Source organism: Vagococcus sp. QWL-13 (assembly GCF_058683555.1).
On sequence record NZ_CM178746.1, the window covers coordinates 2,546,781 to 2,565,186 of the forward strand.

Genomic DNA, 18,406 nt, shown 5'->3' on the forward strand with positions numbered 1-18,406 from the left:
GTAAAAGCAAAATAAAGAATAATTTTGATGATTTTTCACTAATTTGAATTTTTAAACAAAAATACTCACTGTTTCTACAAAAATAAAAACAGTGAGTGTTAAAAAGTTATTTTTGCCGGTAATGCTGGAGAAATTCTGCCAAACTGTCCGTAGTTTGTTTTAATTCCTCTACACGGGGCAGATAAACGATGCGGAAATGATCTGGGCTCTGCCAATTAAAACCGCCGCCGTGAACCAAAAGTATTTTATATTTGTGAAGAAAATCCAGCACGAACTGTTCATCGTTCACGATATTGAATTTATCCACATCTATTTTGGGAAAGATATAAAATGCTGCTTTAGGTTTCACTGCACTCAATCCCGGGATAGCATTGATAGCTTGATAAATAAACTCCCTTTGTTCATAAATCCTTCCTCCCGGCAAGAGTAGTTTATCCACACTTTGATACCCGCCCAATGCGGTCTGAATGATTTGCTGGGATAAAACATTGGAGCACAGACGCATGGAAGCCAGCATATTCAAGCCTTCAATGTAGCCTGCCGCCTTGGACTTGTCTCCGCTCAATACCATCCAGCCGGAGCGGAAGCCCGCCACTCGATGAGATTTTGACAGTCCGTTAAAAGTTATCACAAAAACATCCGGAGCAATGCTTGCCACAGGCGTATGAGTCAGTCCATCCATCACCAGACGGTCATAAATTTCATCAGCAAATAAAATCAGTTGATGCTCGCGGGCCAAATCCACAAAAGATGTTAAAATTTCCCGCGGGTAAAGTGCTCCTGTAGGATTATTAGGGTTGATGATGACGATCCCTTTAGTTCTTGGCGTGATTTTACTTTTAATATCTTCCATATCCGGATACCATTCCGCCTGTTCATCACAAATATAATGAACCGGTGTCCCTCCCGCCAAAGAAACAGAAGCTGTCCATAACGGATAGTCAGGCATGGGAACCAGCACTTCATCGCCTTTGTCCAGCAGTCCCTGCATACTCATGGTAATCAGCTCGCTCACACCATTACCAGTGTAGATGTCGTTGATCGTCACGTTATGAAATCCTTTAAGCTGACACTCTTGTTCGATTGCTTTTCTGGCAGCAAATATCCCCTTGGCATCAGAATAACCCTCAGAACTGCGGGCGTTTAAAATCAGATCGCGGATAATCTCATCTGGAGCGTGAAAATCAAAAGCTGCCGGGTTCCCGGTGTTCAATTTTAAAATTTTCACACCAGCTTCAATCATTTTTTCTGCTTCTTCGAGAACTGGTCCACGGACATCATAACTGACGCCGTTTAATTTCGTTGACTTATCGAATTGTTTCATTGTCATCTTCCTTTAATCAAGTCATAAATAATTAATATATACCTACCATTATAAAGAAAGTAAAAGTTATTTGTCCATCTGATTTTTTATAATTTTATTTGTTGGATATAAAAAATCCTCACAAGAATTTCAACTTCTCCCTGTGAGGATTAAAAAATATCTTAAGTTATCCATCAACCTTTTTCGATTTTTCTGGCAGGGTCCAGTCGTTTTTCAACCACGCCCAGCACTAAATCCACCGCCATGGCCATGAATGCAGTCGGCAATGCCCCGACCAAAATCAGAGACGTGCCGTCAGTTGCATTCGTACCGCGGGTGATGATGTCTCCCAGTCCGCCAGCCCCTACAAAGGAACCAATGGCTGTGATACCGATGGCCACAACTAACGCATTTCGTATGCCCCCCATGATAACTGAAATGGACAAAGGCAGCTCCACTTGCATGAGTAATTCAAAACGGGTCATTCCCATTCCTTTTCCAACATCTAATATGTCTTCATCCACCTGTATCATTCCAGTGTATGTATTGGAAATAATCGGCAGCAGGGAGTACAAGAAGACCGTCACGATTACCGTGTTCACTCCCAGTCCCAAACCCAGCATCAAAATTGACAACATGGCTAGAGACGGCACTGTTTGAATCACGTTGGCAACACCAATAATCCATTTGGCTAGTTTTCTTTTTCGGGCAATCAAAATCCCTAAAGGTATCCCGATAATTGCCGCAAAAACAACACCGTAGAGGGAAATCAAAAAATGACGCCAAAATTGAGCTAAAACATAACTGCCGTTTTGACTGAAATAGTAAAAGAATTGTTGGATTACATTCATATCACTCATTTTAGAAATTCCCCTTTCTCACCAAAATATTGATGCTCTCTCAAAAAATTGACCGCAACAGTTTCCGGTTCCAGCAGTTGGTCATCTACTTGATAATTCAGCTGCTGCATCGTTTCTGTGTCGATGGCTCCGCTCAATGCTTCCAAAATTTTATCCAGCCCGGCTATTTCTTCCAACAGGTCATAGCCTACTACAATCGAAGCATCATAGGGCGGGAAGAAATGGCGGTCGTCTTCCAAGGTGACCAGCTCATAACTAGCAATCCGGCCGTCTGTTGAATAACCTAGAACTACATCCATTTTCCCGGCATTGACCGCATCGTAAACCAACCCGATCTGCATCGGATAGACTCTGCCAAAATCAAAACCATATTCATCAACAAATCCTCGGTAGCCATCCCCTTTACGGTCCAGCCAAGAAGTGTCCACGCCAGCTGTTAATTCCCCGGCAACTGCTTCTAAATCACTGATTTTCTCCAGTTGATATTTTTCAGCCGTTTCTTTGGTCACCATAAAGGCATAAGTGTTAGCAAAGCCGTAAGAAGGATACCATTTTTGATTAAATTGTTCTTTAAATTCTTTTTGGACGATCTCCAAAGCTTTTTCAGGCTCTTTTTCAGGCTCTAATTTTAAAGCACCGGTCAAATCTGTCCCTGTATAACGGACAGCGGAAATGCTCACATCTCCTCTTAACATCGCCTGATGGACAACTGTAGACGTCCCTAAATTATTCACTAAATTAATTTGTAATTCTTCGTGATGGTATTCAATCATCTTTTTAACAATATTTGCTAAAATTTGTGATTCTGAAGAAGATAAACTGGCAACAGAAATTGTATTCTTACTGTTTCCGCTTGGTAGTCCCGGCAAATTACAGCTGACCAACACCATTGATAAACCGATCATGGTCAGTGCATAGAGTAATTTTTTTATTTTTTTCAAATTACTCCCCTCCTTCGCTGATTGGTGCCACTTTTTCTTCCACTTTCGAAAAAATAAAATCTGTGAGCAATGCCATCAATGTCACAGGAATCGTACCACCAACGATTAATTCAGGCAGATAATTATTCAGTCCGCTAAAGATAAAATCACCCAGTCCCCCGGCACCAATATATGAAGCAAGGGTCGCCCAGGCGATTACATAAACAGAAGACAATTTTACTCCCGCCATAATCGTCGGCATTGCCATGGGGATTTCCACTTTTATCACCGATTGCATGGTCGTCATTCCCATCCCTTTGGCTGCATCAACCAGATTCTCATCCACGTTTGCCATGCCGATATAAGTGTTTCGTAAAATGGGCAGCAGCGAATAAATAAATAATGCCATCACCGCCGGAATCTTACCTACACCTAAAAAGGGAACCATTAACGCTAAAAATGCTAGAGAAGGAATTGTCTGCAGCAAGCCAGTAAGACCGACCACGACCCCGGCAATTTTTTGTGTCCGGGACAGCAGGATGCCTAAAGGGACTGCGACTAATACACCTAAGATCAATGAGGTTGCAGAGATCATCAAATGTTCACCTGTTTTGACCACTAAATCTTGTCCATAGTCCAATAAAAAACGTTCCATCTCACTCAGCCTCCTTAGTGACGGCTCCAGATAATCTTTCAGGAATGTTTTCTTCTATCGCATCTACAATTTGTTCTTCGTCCCCCCAAACGACATCATAAACGACATCAACTAGACTTGCCCGGGTGACGATGCCTACCAGCCGTTTATTTTTATCCACTACCGGCACATATTTTAATCCCCGCTTCAAAATTCTTCTAACAGTGTCTCTAAGTTTCGAATCCTTTTGCACGAAAAATACATCGGTCTGCAAAATATCGCCAACACTGGTCGCAACTTTCCGGCGGCTGTTAAGAGTTTCAAAATCAATAAACCCTTTCAGTACACCTGTCCCATCGACAACGAGCAAAGTGTCTACCCGTTTTTCCCTCATCAAACGAATCGCCTCTGATAACGATTTTTCCGGTGTGATAGAAATTGCCGTGCCCAACATAATCTGCTCTACGGTCGTATCATCCTGTTTCGCTTGAATCAGTCGTTCTTCCCCAATAAGGTTTTCAACAAATTCATTGGCAGGATTGCGTAAAATTTCATCAGGGGTATCAAATTGAATCATTTTCCCCTCATTCATAATCAAAATACGGCTGGCCAGCTTTAAAGCCTCATCCATGTCGTGGGTAACAAATACGATCGTTTTCCCCGTTTGTTCCTGAAGCTCCTTGACCAGATCCTGTAAAGATTCCCGTGTGATAGGGTCCAGAGCACCAAAAGGCTCGTCCATCAGCATGATATCCTGATCGGCTGCCAATGCACGGGCAACGCCAATTCTCTGCTGTTGTCCGCCAGATAGCTGTCCCGGGTAACGATCCAGCATTTCTCTAGGCAGTGATACCAAATCGATCATCTTTTCTGCAATCCGATTTCTTTCTTCCTCAGGCCATTTCAACAACTTAGGAACCATTACAATATTCTCCCGTATAGTCATATGAGGCATCAGACCGATACTTTGAATTACATAACCCAGTTTTCGCCTAAGCTGGACAGGGTCCTCTTTTTGAATATTTTGTCCATTGATCAAAATTTCCCCTTTGGTCGGCTCGATCATTCGATTGATCATCCGCATGGTGGTGGTTTTACCACTGCCGCTTGTGCCGATAAAACAAATAAACTCTCCTTTGTCAATGGTCAAAGTAATATCATCGACGGCGACTTTTCCACCTCTAAATATCTTAGAAACATTCTTAAATTCAATCACTTTTTCAACTCTCCTTTGGATAGAATTCAGCTTTCCCTATTCCACCTTCTCATAAAAGAGTTTTTTTTGCAAATGAGGTCTCTTCAAAAAACAGGAATTTAAAAAAGCTGAAAACGATTTAACGCTCAGCTTTTAAGACAAATATTTATTATTTTTTCCAAGTGATGGAACCCTCTGCACATTTTGTTTCTCCCACCATGATTACGTGCTCGGTTACCTTCGTTCCGCCAAAAGAAGGCTCAAATGTCCCTGCCCACCGGCTGATGACAGTCTCTCCATAATTGATTTCTTTAATAAAGCGGATCAATACTTTTTCCGGTTCCCGGCTCATCAAAAAATCAAGGGATAAACTATCTGTCATCCAATCCAAATATCTGGAATTATTTACATGCCCGTTAGTGTCGATGTCGGAAAAACGTACCCGGTAGTCCCGTTTTTCAAAAGAAGCCATCTCCCCGATTTTTTCGCCCCGCTTGATTGTTTTGATTTTTTCACTTTCATAAGGTGCAATCAATTCTTCCGGTACACTGACCATTTTTCTAGTCTCGATGTTCATCAGTACAAATGTGGACTCGATTTCTATCAGTTCATTCCCGTCACTGTCATGAAGCCAAAAATTACGGTAGCAGAAATACTTGTTGTGTTCTCTTGCTTCAGTGGTGACAGTTACCAGTTCGTCAGTTTTCGGCAGTCGCGTGATGTTTATGTCATGTTGCGTGATTACCCACGTCAAACCCAAACTATTGACGTATCCTGTCCCTCTACCCAGTGCCTCGCTTTGGGCCTCGGATGTTTTAATGACGATATTCAACAACATAGGCAGTGTCAATTTCCCTGTGGCATCACATTCATAAAATTGAATCCTATGTTTTTCACTAAATTTCATAAAGTTCACCTGTTTCCTTTTTATCTCTATTATACCTATAAAAAAATATTTTGCAGAAACTTTTCATTTTTCAAATTATACTTTCTATACTTTTCTATGTTAAAATGAAAATGAAAGAAAGGTGATTTGAGTGACTCCGAATAAAGAAGACTATTTAAAACTAATCTATGAACTTGGGGGATACCAGAAAAGAATCAGCAACAAAGCTATCGTCTCCGGTTTAAATGTCTCTGCGGCTTCTGTCAGCGAAATGGTGGCAAAGCTGGAAAAAGACAAGGTTGTAACCCACACCCCCTATCAAGGTGTCCAGTTAACTGACAGCGGCATGAAATATGCCAGCTCCCTTATCCGGAAACATCGCTTGTGGGAAGTTTTTCTGGTAGAACATCTTAATTACTCATGGAATGAAGTCCATGCTGAAGCAGAACAGCTGGAACATACCACCTCTGATGAGCTGACCAATCGCTTGGAAGAATTTTTAAACTTTCCAACGGCTTGCCCTCACGGTGGGATTATCCCAAGAACAGAGGAGTTTGTGGTGGAGCCAAGTCAAACACCATTGATTGAATGTCAAGCAGGGCAGACAATCCAAATCAAACGGGTCATCGATGAAATCGAGTTGCTGGATTATTTAGCCAATATCGGTTTGACCGTTGAAGATATCGTGTCGGTGGAAGAAATCGGCGCTTACGACGGACCCATTCTTTTAAAAAATGAAGCAGACAAAACATTTATCGTGAGTCGGAAAGCGGCTCATAATATATTTATCGAAATCATCGACTAAATTCTCTTTCATAGAGGATTTTTTAGTTGATATCTACCTAGAAACCTTGTTCTTGCTTTGACTATTGGAAAACAGTAGAATATGAAGAGAAGAAAAATGTTCACACAAGTATGACTAACTGGAGGGGATTCTTCCCATGAACAAAGAACAAATAGCACTGTTTACAATTTTTGGCGGTACGGGTGATTTGGCACAACGCAAATTATACCCTTCTCTATTTCGGCTATACCGCAAAGGATTTTTAAAAAATAAATTCGCTGTTATCGGAACAGCACGACGGGAATGGACTGACGACTATTATCGTGAAGTCATCATCAAGTCGATCAATGCTTTAGACCCGACTGAGGAAGAAGCTGCGGCATTTTCCTCGCATTTTTATTATCAGGCACATAATGTGATGGACAGCGGTCACTACCACAATCTAAAAGAACTGGCAGACACCTTGGATGAAAAATATCAACTTGAAGGGAACCGGCTTTTCTATCTAGCCATGGCGCCAAACTTTTTTGGCACAATCGTCGACCACCTGAAATCAGAAGAAATAATCAATACTAGCGGCTACAGCCGGTTGATTATCGAGAAACCTTTTGGCTCAAGTTTTGAATCAGCCCAGCAGCTTAACGAACAGATTCGTGCTGTCTTTAACGAAGAACAAATTTTCAGGATCGATCATTATTTGGGCAAAGAAATGATTCAAAATATTTCCGCCGTCCGTTTTGGTAATTATATTTTTGAGTCTCTATGGAACAATCACTACATTGACAATATCCAAGTGACCCTTGCAGAAGATTTAGGAGTTGAAGATCGGGGCGGCTATTACGATAAGAGTGGTGCTTTGAAAGACATGATTCAAAATCATATCCTGCAAGTCGTCGCCCTGCTGGCAATGGAAGTCCCTAATACTTTTTCTGAAAAGACTATTCGGGAAGAAAAAATCAAAGCCTTGAAAGCTATCCGGATTTATTCTGAAAAAGAAGCTCTGGAAAACTTTGTCCGCGGACAATACGTTGCAAATACTTTTAACGGCAAGGATATTATCTCTTACCGGGAAGAAAAAAATGTCGCACCTGATTCAAACACTGAAACATTTGTGGCAGGAAAACTGGTCATTGATAACTTCCGCTGGAAAGGAGTCCCTTTCTATATCCGCACGGGGAAACAGCTGACAACTAAAGCTGCACGGATCAATGTCGTGTTCAAGCCTTCCCCTGTCAATATTTTTAATCCTGAAGATGTGTGCAAAACATTGCCGCAAAATATTTTAACCATTTATATTCAGCCCACAGAAGGTTTTTCCTTAACTTTGAACGGAAAAGAAGTGGGACCGGGCTTCCATTTGGATCCGGTCAAACTAGATTACCGCAACACAGCAGAAATCATTGAAAACAGTCCGGAAGCCTACGAAAAATTAATGCTGGATGCGCTAAAAGGTGATGCTACCAACTTTACCCACTGGGATGAAGTTTCTCAATCATGGCATATCGTTGATGTGATCCGGCAAGCATGGGATAAAGAGGAAACGGATATCCCTACTTATAAAGCCGGGACCATGGGGCCAGAAGAAGCATTTGATTTAATCAAGCGCGACAACTACGATTGGGTCTGGAAACCAGATGAATGGTACCGGGAAAGAGATTTACTCAAATAAAAAAGCTTGTCACGAAAATTCGTGACGAGCTTTTTTACTTAACCAATTGGTAAATGGCGTCGGCATATATTTCTGCCGCTTTCAGCAAATCATCGACCGCCATGAATTCATTTGCCTGATGCATCGTATCAATGCTGTCAGGGAACATGGCACCATAAGCAACTCCGCGCTCTAATAAACGGCCAAAGGTACCGCCGCCTATGACTTGCCCGTGACCTTTCAAGCCGGTATGTGCTTCGTACACAGATAAAAGTGTTTTGACAAGTTCATCTTCTTCCGGTACATAGTGAGGCCCTTTGCCCCCGCCTTCCACTTCAACACTGAATTCTGTCCCAGCAAGTTTCCCGCTGATAATCTCGTTGATTTTTTCTGTTGTTATCCCCTTTGGATAGCGCATGTTTAAAAGAATATAATTATTTTTAGCATCATTTGCTGCTTCAAACTCAAAAACACCTGCATTCAGAGTCAAATCACCCATAATTTCGTCGCTGAAAGCAACACCCAGCTTTTTACCCTCTGTGTCATCATGGATAAGTTCAGCGATTACTTCCAGATAAGTTTTAGCATTGCCGTCAAAGTCATAACGGCTCAAGAAGTTTGCCAAATGTGTGCCACCATTGATGCCTGCGGCGGGGCTGGCTCCGTGTGCGGATTTTCCTTTGATAAAAACAGTCACCTTGGAGTCTTCAATAGTCACATTCCCTGAAATTTTATTCTCAGCTACATAAGCCTTCAAATCTTTTTCAATGGCTTTTAAAGTCTCCGCCTTTTTGATTTCAAGCACAGCAGTACCGGATTCTGGAACCATGTTCGGACGCAAACCTGAGTTGAAACTAATTAACTTAACGGGACCCTCATTCGTTCCGCCGATCTTCAATGCTACGGACACATTTCCTTTTTCACCATTGATGATTGGAAATTCTGCATCAGGAGCGAAACCAAAATCTGGCGTTTCCTCCACTTCCAGATAACGGTCCATACATTGCCAGCCGCTTTCCTCATCCGTTCCTATGATAAAACGAATTTTTTTCGATAAGGGCAAGTTTAATTCCTTGATGATTTTGATAGCATAGTAAGCCGCAATGCTTGGCCCTTTGTCATCACTGGAACCCCGCGCATAAATCCGGCCGTTTTTGATAACCGGTTCAAAAGGATCTGTTTCCCAACCGGTTCCTGCCGGGACCACGTCCACGTGCCCGAAGATGCCTAATGTTTCATCTCCTTCGCCGTATTCGATGTGTCCTGCGATATTTTCAACATTTTTTGTAGTGAAGCCATCCCGTTCGCCCAAAGCCAAAAATTTTAACAGCGCATCCCTTGGACCGGGACCGACTGGTGCATCTTGTGCGGTTTTATCATCTTCACGCACACTGGGAATCCGCAGCAATTCAAATAAATCCGACAACAGCTCTTCTTTTCTATCTGCTACTTCCTTTTTCCAATCAATTGTTGTCATAAAACTAACCACTCCTTCTAATGCTCTCACAATTTTAAAAAATTTATCAAAGTCTACATACCCGGGTCATAAAAATTCCCCAAAATCGTTACGTTGTCTGAAATACTCACAAACGCATGAGGGTCTGCTTCTTTCATTATGCAGACAAAAACCGACATTTCATAGCGGGTAATCACAGTAAATAAAACTTCCTGTGCCTCACGGTCATACGCCCCTTCAGCTCCATGAATAATCGTGATGCCTCTGCGCAATTTGCTTTGCATGGCTTTAATCACTTTATCCGAATGCCGGGTAATAATCATCACCTGCATCTTTTTCTGTTTCGTGTAGACCTCATCCATCACTTTTCCGCTGATGAAAAAACTCAAAATACTATAAAAAGCATATTGCCAACCGAATAAAAAACCTGCTGTCAGTGCGATTGCTGCGTTAAAAATAATTGCCACAGAACCAACTGTTCTCCCAGTCATCTTGCGGATCGACAAAGTGATAATGTCCAAGCCGCCGGAAGAAATACCGTTTTTCAACGCAAATCCTACGCCAAACCCGTTCACCGCTCCGCCAAAAAGGGCACACAACAACGGATCCGTGGTCAGTGGCGTAATAGGGACCACTGCTAAAGAAATAGATGTCAATGTAACGGTAATCAGCGTAAAAACCGTAAATTTACGGCTGATTTTCAGCCATGCAAGAATAAATAACGGGAGATTCAACAAGTAATACAAAACTGAAAACGGTAATTGAACGTGTAAAAATCTTTCCAGTAATGTCTCAACAATTTGGACAAATCCTGTCAGTCCGCTGGCATAGATATTTCCCGGTCGCCAAAAAATATTCAGAGCCACTGACGCAATCAATGCATACAAAACCGCTACACCTGTCTTTTGGACATATTCCTGTTGAGGAATCTTCAGTCTTTCGCGTTTTTCCATTGGTCTCTCTCTCTTTTTTTAATATCCATGCCAATTATAGTCTCTTCTTACTCATAATAAAAGAATAAATGACAGCAAGAGGCCCACTCTCTTATTTTTTTAATGATTCTATTATTTTCAAATGAAGGTCCGTCAGCTGTCCTTCTGAAACTTTTCCTGGCGCGTTGTTCATCGGGTCCATGGCACGGCCATTTTTAGGGAAGGCAATCACTTCACGAATGTTGTCTTCTTTTGCCAGCAACATCGCCAAGCGGTCAAGCCCCAAGGCAATTCCGCCGTGTGGAGGAAAACCGAATTCTAAAGCATCCAGCAAAAAGCCGAATTGGCTGACAGCCTCTTCCTTGCTGAACCCTACAACTTCCAAAACTTTTTCCTGCAGCTCCCGCTGGAAAATTCTTGAAGAACCTCCGCCTAACTCATAGCCGTTCAAGACGACATCGTATGCTTCTGCATGGACTTTTTCCGGCGCCGTCTCCAGCAGTGGGATATCTTGTTTTTGCGGACTGGTAAAAGGATGGTGGGCTGCAACATAACGCCCCTCTTCCTCATCATACTCCAATAACGGCCAGTCAACGACCCAAAGGAAGTTGAAGAGTTTGCCGTCAATTAATTCTAGTGCCTTGCCCAGCTTCAAACGCAGCGCACCCAGGGATGCTGCCACCACATCAGCAGTATCGGCAACAAATAAAATCAAATCACCGCTTTGTGCCCCCACATGTGCGGTCAATTCGTCTTTCACCACAGATAAAAACTTGGCGATAGGCCCGTTCAGACCATCCTCGGTCACTTTCACCCAAGCAAGTCCTTTCGCACCATATTGTGACAACTCTTTGCCCAAATTATCCAAATCTTTTCTTGAATATTTATCCGCCGCTTGAGGCGCAACGATGGCCTTTACCTGACCGCCGTTTTCTATCGCAGACTGAAAAACTTTGAACTCTGTCTCTTTTACCACTGGTGCTACATCTATCAAGGTCATGTCGAAACGTGTATCAGGTTTATCTGAGCCATACTTGTCCATGGCTTCTTGATAAGTCAATCTAGGAAACGGTGTAGGAATCGACACATCCAAGACTTCCTTCATCACTTTTGCCAGCATATTTTCTGTCAACGTTTGAATCTCTTCTGGAGTCAAAAAGCTCGTTTCGATATCGATTTGTGTAAATTCCGGCTGACGGTCGCCGCGCAAATCCTCATCACGGAAACAACGGGCAATTTGATAATAGCGGTCAAACCCTGCTCCCATTAATAACTGCTTTCTTAACTGAGGAGATTGGGGCAAAGCATAAAAATGTCCTTCTTGTACCCGCGAAGGAACCAAATAGTCTCTGGCACCTTCGGGAGTGGACTTGTCTAAATAAGGTGTTTCAATTTCTAAAAAATCTTCGCCATTTAAAAAACTTCTGACTGATTGAGTGATTTGATGTCTAACTTTTAAATTTTCAAACATTTTTGGACGACGCAAATCTATATAACGATATTTTAAACGGATTTCATTATTGACCTGTCCCTCATCTTCAATTGGAAACGGAGGTGTTTTCGCTTTATTTAAAATCACTACGGAGCGGGCAGAAATTTCTATTTCTCCGGTAGCCATTTTTTTATTGACTGCCTGACTTTCTCGAGCCAGCACCTCACCGGTGATTTCCAACACATATTCAGAGCGGCAAGTATTAGCCGCCTCCCAAGAACTTTCCGCGATTTCAGGACTTACTACCACCTGAACGATGCCTTCCCGGTCTCTTAAATCAATAAAAATCAAACCGCCCAAGTCCCGGCGTTTCTGCACCCATCCTTTCAAAGTCACTAGCTCGCCTAACTGTTCACGAGATACTCTCCCGCAGTACATGCTTCTTTTTGTCATTCCCTGTCATCCTTTTCTCCCAATCAACTCTTAGTTGGTTATTTTCTGATAAATACTGGCAAAATCTTGATAAATGTCCGTCCACGAGACTGTCACTTCCTTGGAGGAAGCCATATTTTTTACTCTGGCCACTTGTTGTTCGATCTCTTCCGTCCCTAAAGTCACAACGACTTTCGCTTTTAAACGATTGGCGGTTTTAAACTGTGCTTTAGCACCCCGGTTCATATAATCCCGTTCTGCTGAAAAACCTGCGTAGCGAAGAGCTTGAACCATTTTGAACGTTTCCAGGTTTGTTTCTTCTCCCAAGCCGACCACATAAACGTCGATCCCTTCTTCCAACGGCAGTGCATCTCCCTCGGCTTCGATTGCCAGCAACGTCCGTTCAATCCCCAGTCCAAAACCAACACCTGGGGTTTCCGGTCCGCCGATTTCTTCTACTAACCCGCTGTATCGGCCGCCGCCGCCCAAGGCTACCCTTTCACCAAAAACTTTGGCTTCACTCATGATTTCAAAAATCGTGTCATTATAATAATCTAGACCGCGGACCATCCGGTGGTCTATCTCAAAAGGGACATCCAAATAATCAAGCAAAGCCTTCACTGTATCAAAATGTTTTTGCGACTTCTCCGAAAGAAAATCTAAAATTGAAGGCGCATTGGCTACGATGTCTTTGTCTTGCCGATCCTTGCTGTCTAAAATTCTTAAAGGGTTTTTTTCAAAACGATTTTTCGAATCTTGGCTCAACTCGTCATAGTGAGGCGTCAAATAATCTATCAGGCCTTGTCTGTATTTTTGACGGCTTTCTTTGTCCCCCAAAGAATTGATGACCAACTTCAGCTCTTTGATTCCCAATGTCTGGTAAAAATCAAGGGCCATCAACATCACCTCAACATCTGTTGCCGGATTTTCACCGCCGAACACTTCCACCCCAACTTGATGGAATTGACGCAGCCGTCCTGCTTTAGGACGCTCATAGCGGAACATAGGCCCGATATAGTAGGCTTTGTACGGCTTGGGAAACTCTGGACCGAATAACTTGTTTTCCACGAATGCCCGGACCACTGGCGCTGTCCCCTCTGGTCTCAAAGTAACGTGCCGGTCTCCTTTATCATAAAACTCGTACATTTCTTTAGAAACGATGTCTGTGGTGTCCCCTACACTGCGGGCGATGACTTCATAATGTTCAAACATCGGTGTGCGGATTTCTTTGAATTGATATTTTTTAAAAATTTCTCGGGCTGTATTTTCAACAAACTGCCATTTTTCCACTTCGCCCGGTAAAATATCTGCCGTTCCCCTAGGTCTCTGATACTTCATCTCTGTATATCCTCCTTTAAATTTTAAAACAAAAAAAGTCCTTGTTGCATTAACAAGGACGAATGATTTCACACGTGGTACCACCTGATTTGAAAGAGACTCTCTTTCCACTTTAATCGATTAACGCCTCGAACGCGAAACAGCTTTGCACTGTTTATCTCCAGAGTGTCTTTCACTTTTTTTGCGGAAACTATTTTCAGCCATGATAGTTTTCTCTGCGCCGGCAAGAATAAAAGCTACTTTCTCTATCTAAGATTTAAGGTATTATACCTTAAACTACTAAAGAACAGCTTATTTGTCAAGGGGAGAAAATAAAAGTTGAAAAATTTTAAAAGAATACCGCCAAAAGTCCCCCTGTATATGCCGCCCTGATTTTTTCTGTTATAATAGATAAAAGTTCTATGGATACGGAGGTTAATTGTGAAAAAAAAGGCCTATCATCAACAAAAGAAAAAATTATTATTCATTAATATAATCATTATATGTATCGTCATCCTTGCTTTTTTTAGTTTGAACGGCAAAGAATTTGTTACCGTCAAGGCGATGGCCATGAATGTCCGGATAGGGCCGGGAGTGGAACATGACGTGGTTACCCAAGTAAAAAAAGGGGATAAACTGGAAATTCTAAAAGAAAAAGGTCAGTGGTATTTAGTTAAACTTGATGACGCCTCAGAAGGCTGGATTGCCAGCTGGCTGGTTTCAGAAGATGCTACCAGCCCCTCGACCAGTATCAAAGCGTATGTCAATACTGCCGATACAAAACTTCGCAAGGAAGCCAGTACGGAGAGCAAAGCACTGGACGAACTCAAAAAAAACACTGAAGTCACCATCACTTCTGAAAAAAACGGCTGGTCCCACGTTGAAGTGAAATCAAAAACCGGTTGGATTTATTCAGAACTACTGACACCAGCAACTACTGAAGAACTGGCAATCGAATCTCAGAAACTGGATAAAGTTTATGCCCGGCAAGACGGCACCAAAATACGTGACCAAGCAGACATTGAGGGAAACATCATTGAAGAAATTAATTTTGGAGAAAGCCTCACCTATGTTGCTTCTGATGGAGACTGGTATCAAGTGGAAACATCTGATGGCAGTACCGGTTATGTGGCTAATTGGGTGGTCAGCTCCAACGAACCCCAAACTGGAAACGAAAAAATCACTTCTATCGCAGAAGCCACGATTATGATCGATGCGGGACATGGCGGGGAAGATTCGGGTTCGGAAAGTGCCAACGGGATGATTTATGAAAAAGTCGTTACTTTAGCCACCGCCCGTTTTGTACAGCAAGAACTAAAAAAATACGGCGCAAATGTGATTTTGACGAGAGATGAAGATGTGTTCATTCCTTTGGCAGAAATCGCCGAAAAGAGCAACCGGGCAAAAGCTGATGTGTTTATCAGTGTTCATTATGACTCTACCGAAGAACTGAATACCGCCAGCGGGACAACGACTTACTACTATGATGAAAGTAATCTTGCCCTGGCAAACACCGTGAATAAACATTTGGCTTCCGATCTGCCAATTGAAAATCGGGGCGTTGAATTTGGCGACTATCAGGTGCTGAGAGATAATGAACGGCCCGCCTTGCTGCTGGAGCTTGGCTACATGAACTCTTACAACGACGTTTCCCATTTTAAGACAAAGACGTATCAAAAAAAAGTTGCCAAAGCTATCACCAATGCTCTAGTGGAATATTTCCAATAAGATTTCAAATATTTTCATCAAATTGAACTAGATCAGCAAAAAACCTTCCGTTGCGGTTAACTCAACAGAAGGTTTTTTATTATTTTTTTTCAGTGTCGATCACGATCGTTACAGGTCCGTCATTTACTAAACTGACCGCCATTTCTGCCGCAAATTTCCCTTTGCCGACGTTGATGCCCTCTTGCTCGATCTGGGCATTGAAATATTCGTAGAGATCGTTGGCTTTATCAGGCATTTCCGCTTCCGTGAAGCTTGGACGGTTGCCCTTTTTTGTATTGGCCAGCAATGTGAACTGGGAAATCGACAAAATTTCTCCGCCGACCTGCTGAATATTTAAATTCATCTTGCCTTCATCATCCTCAAAAATACGCAGATTGATTATTTTGCGGACAAGATAGTCTGCTTCGGCTTTGGTGTCTCCTTGTTTGACACCCACAAGGACAACAAATCCTTTGCCGATTGATGAAATTTCTTCTCCTGCCACTGAAACACTGGCGGATGTCACCCGCTGAATCACTGCTTTCACAATTTTTCCCCCGCTTGTTAGCCGTTCATCCGCCGCACACTATACACATCTGGAATCATCTTTATTTTGTCAACGATTCTCTCCAAATGAGCAAGGTTTTGAATGCTGATACGCAGATGGATGTTGGCTGTTTTATTTTTCCCTTGTTTGGCATCCACATTTATCAAGTTTTTAGTCATGCTATTGACAACTTGGAGGATGTCGTTCAGGAGACCGTTGCGATTATAACCGAAAATTTCCAAATCGGCATTATATTCTTTCGTGCTGACCGCTGCGGTATCTTCCCACTCCACTTCGATTAAACGCTCATCCGCCGCATCATTATTTACGATATTGGGACAGTCTTTACGATGGATAGAAACGCCGCGGCCTTTCGTGATATAACCTACAATTTCATCTCCCGGCAGCGGATTGCAGCAGCGGCTGATTCGAACCAGTAGATTTTCGACCCCTTGAATGACTACACCGCCTTCATGACGGATTTTCATTCGTTCCGGTTCTTTTTTCGCCGGCTGCTTCAACATTTCTTCTACTTGCTCTTGTTGTTTCTGCTCTTCCCGTTTGCGCCGGGCCTCTTCAGTCAACCGATTTGCCATAGTCAAAGCAGTGACTTCGTTATTGCCTACCGCCGCATACAAATCATCTTCTGTTTTGTAGTGGTAACGTTCCATGACATGGGCCATGGCGGCTTTATTCAAAAAGTCTTTAGGCAAAAAGTCATTTTGAAGCAATTGTTTTTCAATGCTGTCTTTGCCTTTTGCCACGTTGGCTTCTCTGTCCTGATTTTTAAAGAAGCGCCGGATTTTATTACGGGCACTGGAAGTTGCGACTAAATTAATCCAGTCACGGCTCGGACCAAAGGAATTGGCAGATGTCAAAACTTCGATGATATCGCCGTTCTTCAGTTTATAATCCAGGGGCACCATTTTTCCGTTTACTTTTGCCCCTGTCGCCTTATTTCCCACTTCCGTATGGATATTATAAGCAAAATCCAATGGACCGGAACCTTGAGGCAATTCAGAAACGTCTCCCTTAGGTGTAAAAACATACACCTTGTCGCTGAAAATATCTCCCTTGACCCCTTCCATAAAGTCAAAGGCGTCGTTGCTTTCATCTTGCAGTTCGATAAGTTCTCTGAACCAGCTCAGTTGGCGGGTCTCAGCATTTTCTTCTACCTTTTCAGTTCTTCCTTCTTTATATGCCCAATGTGCGGCTACCCCGAATTCAGCTACTTCATGCATTTCATGTGTCCTGATCTGAATCTCTACAGGATTTCCCTTAGGTCCAATGACCGTAGTATGCAGCGATTGATACATATTTGCTTTCGGCATGGCGATATAATCTTTGAAGCGTCCAGGCATCGGTTTCCACTTCGTGTGAATGGCTCCCAAAACCGCATAACAATCTTTAATCGTATCCACCAATACACGGATAGCCAATAAATCGTAAATTTCTTCAAACTCTTTTTTCTGATCTTTCATTTTTCGGTAGATAGAGTAGATATGTTTTGGCCGGCCGTAAATCTGAGCATAGATTTCCAGCTCTTCCGTTGCTTCCTTGATATTTGTTACAGTTTCCTCAATGTAAGCTTCTCTTTCATCCCGTTTGGAATTCATCAAATGAACGATTCGATAATACTGCTGGGGATTCAAGTAACGCAAGGCTGTATCCTCTAATTCCCACTTGATCCGGCTGATCCCTAGCCGATGAGCCAGCGGTGCGTAAATTTCCAAAGTTTCTTTTGCGATTCTGCGTTGTTTGTCTGCCCGCAAGTGCTTCAACGTCCGCATATTATGCAGTCGGTCTGCCAGTTTCACCATGATGACCCGCAAATCTTTGGACATGGCCATCAACATTTTACGGTGGTTTTCAGCAAGCTGTTCCTCATGGGATTTATACTTGATTTTACCTAGTTTCGTCACGCCATCCACCAACATGGACACCGTTTCCCCAAACTCTTCGGTCAATTCTTCCAGCGTCACATCCGTATCTTCTACCACATCGTGCAAAAATCCTGTGGCGATCGTATAGGGATCCATTTTAAGTTCTGCAAGAATTCCTGCAACCTGAATAGGATGAATGAAATATTCTTCCCCCGACTGTCTGACTTGTCCTACATGCGCCTCTGCCGCGAAAACACACGCTTTTTTCACAAAAGATACATGCTCAGGACTCATATAATTGGAAACAATTTTGATGACGTCATCAGCACTTAAATTTTGATCTTTTGACATGTGTTTCACTCCCTGATCCTTCTTAATTTTAAAAAAGCACACACATAAAGGTGTGCTTTTCCATGAAGTTATTACTTAATTATAACGATTTTTATGACTTTTTTCAACGATTCGCTTTG

Annotated in this window: 15 protein-coding genes and 1 other annotated feature; of the genes, 3 read left to right on the plus strand and 12 right to left on the minus strand. The window is 42.5% G+C overall.

Annotation, left to right across the window (positions count from 1 at the left end; genetic code table 11):
- Positions 1-106: 106 nt before the first annotated feature.
- From AC4PHI_RS12070 to AC4PHI_RS12095, 6 genes are all read right to left on the minus strand, one after another.
- Positions 107-1,324, minus strand: coding sequence for a pyridoxal phosphate-dependent aminotransferase (locus AC4PHI_RS12070; protein WP_492200076.1), 1,218 nt, complete (start codon positions 1,322-1,324; stop codon positions 107-109).
- A 173-nt stretch (positions 1,325-1,497) separates the two neighbouring features.
- Positions 1,498-2,163, minus strand: a complete 666-nt coding sequence (locus tag AC4PHI_RS12075; protein ID WP_492200077.1) for an ABC transporter permease — start codon at positions 2,161-2,163, stop codon at positions 1,498-1,500.
- The gene (locus tag AC4PHI_RS12080; protein WP_492201599.1) at positions 2,160-3,068 is read right to left on the minus strand and encodes an osmoprotectant ABC transporter substrate-binding protein; all 909 of its coding nucleotides are present in this window, start codon (positions 3,066-3,068) and stop codon (positions 2,160-2,162) included. The genes AC4PHI_RS12075 and AC4PHI_RS12080 overlap by 4 nt, the downstream gene beginning before the upstream one ends.
- Positions 3,069-3,105: 37 nt before the next feature.
- A complete protein-coding gene (locus tag AC4PHI_RS12085) occupies positions 3,106-3,738 on the minus strand; it encodes an ABC transporter permease (protein ID WP_492200078.1) in 633 nt (210 codons plus the stop codon).
- A gap of 1 nt (position 3,739) precedes the next feature.
- Positions 3,740-4,933: a betaine/proline/choline family ABC transporter ATP-binding protein gene (locus AC4PHI_RS12090; protein ID WP_492200079.1), complete on the minus strand. Its 1,194-nt coding sequence runs from the start codon at positions 4,931-4,933 to the stop codon at positions 3,740-3,742.
- A gap of 148 nt (positions 4,934-5,081) precedes the next feature.
- Positions 5,082-5,819 (minus strand): acyl-[acyl-carrier-protein] thioesterase, encoded by a 738-nt coding sequence (locus tag AC4PHI_RS12095; RefSeq protein ID WP_492200080.1) that lies wholly within the window; start codon positions 5,817-5,819, stop codon positions 5,082-5,084.
- 130 nt (positions 5,820-5,949) lie between these two features.
- Between AC4PHI_RS12095 and AC4PHI_RS12100 the strand changes: the two genes are divergently transcribed.
- Together AC4PHI_RS12100 and zwf are read left to right on the plus strand one after the other, a co-directional pair.
- A complete protein-coding gene (locus AC4PHI_RS12100) occupies positions 5,950-6,603 on the plus strand; it encodes a metal-dependent transcriptional regulator (protein WP_492200081.1) in 654 nt (217 codons plus the stop codon).
- A gap of 136 nt (positions 6,604-6,739) precedes the next feature.
- Positions 6,740-8,251, plus strand: a complete 1,512-nt coding sequence (zwf, locus tag AC4PHI_RS12105; RefSeq protein ID WP_492200082.1) for a glucose-6-phosphate dehydrogenase — start codon at positions 6,740-6,742, stop codon at positions 8,249-8,251.
- Positions 8,252-8,285: 34 nt separating this feature from the next.
- Here the strand turns inward: zwf and pepV are convergent, their stop codons facing one another.
- The 4 genes from pepV to hisS form a co-directional block, all read right to left on the minus strand.
- Positions 8,286-9,707 carry a dipeptidase PepV gene (pepV, locus tag AC4PHI_RS12110; protein WP_492200083.1) on the minus strand — a complete coding sequence of 474 codons (1,422 nt, stop codon included), beginning with the start codon at positions 9,705-9,707 and terminating at the stop codon, positions 8,286-8,288.
- 53 nt (positions 9,708-9,760) lie between these two features.
- Complete coding sequence (locus tag AC4PHI_RS12115; RefSeq protein ID WP_492200084.1) at positions 9,761-10,639, minus strand: YitT family protein; 879 nt, start codon at positions 10,637-10,639, stop codon at positions 9,761-9,763.
- Between the two features lie 91 nt (positions 10,640-10,730).
- A complete protein-coding gene (gene aspS, locus AC4PHI_RS12120; protein ID WP_492200085.1) occupies positions 10,731-12,503 on the minus strand; it encodes an aspartate--tRNA ligase in 1,773 nt (590 codons plus the stop codon).
- Positions 12,504-12,533: 30 nt separating this feature from the next.
- The gene (hisS, locus tag AC4PHI_RS12125) at positions 12,534-13,820 is read right to left on the minus strand and encodes a histidine--tRNA ligase (RefSeq protein WP_492200086.1); all 1,287 of its coding nucleotides are present in this window, start codon (positions 13,818-13,820) and stop codon (positions 12,534-12,536) included.
- Between the two features lie 51 nt (positions 13,821-13,871).
- Positions 13,872-14,081, minus strand: a binding site (T-box leader).
- Positions 14,082-14,240: 159 nt separating this feature from the next.
- Between hisS and AC4PHI_RS12130 the strand changes: the two genes are divergently transcribed.
- Positions 14,241-15,527: an N-acetylmuramoyl-L-alanine amidase family protein gene (locus AC4PHI_RS12130; RefSeq protein ID WP_492200087.1), complete on the plus strand. Its 1,287-nt coding sequence runs from the start codon at positions 14,241-14,243 to the stop codon at positions 15,525-15,527.
- Positions 15,528-15,606: 79 nt separating this feature from the next.
- Here AC4PHI_RS12130 and dtd read toward each other — a convergent pair whose 3' ends face one another.
- Positions 15,607-16,053 carry a D-aminoacyl-tRNA deacylase gene (gene dtd / locus AC4PHI_RS12135; RefSeq protein ID WP_492200088.1) on the minus strand — a complete coding sequence of 149 codons (447 nt, stop codon included), beginning with the start codon at positions 16,051-16,053 and terminating at the stop codon, positions 15,607-15,609.
- Positions 16,054-16,070: 17 nt separating this feature from the next.
- A complete protein-coding gene (locus AC4PHI_RS12140) occupies positions 16,071-18,287 on the minus strand; it encodes a RelA/SpoT family protein (protein ID WP_492200089.1) in 2,217 nt (738 codons plus the stop codon).
- Positions 18,288-18,406: the final 119 nt, after the last annotated feature.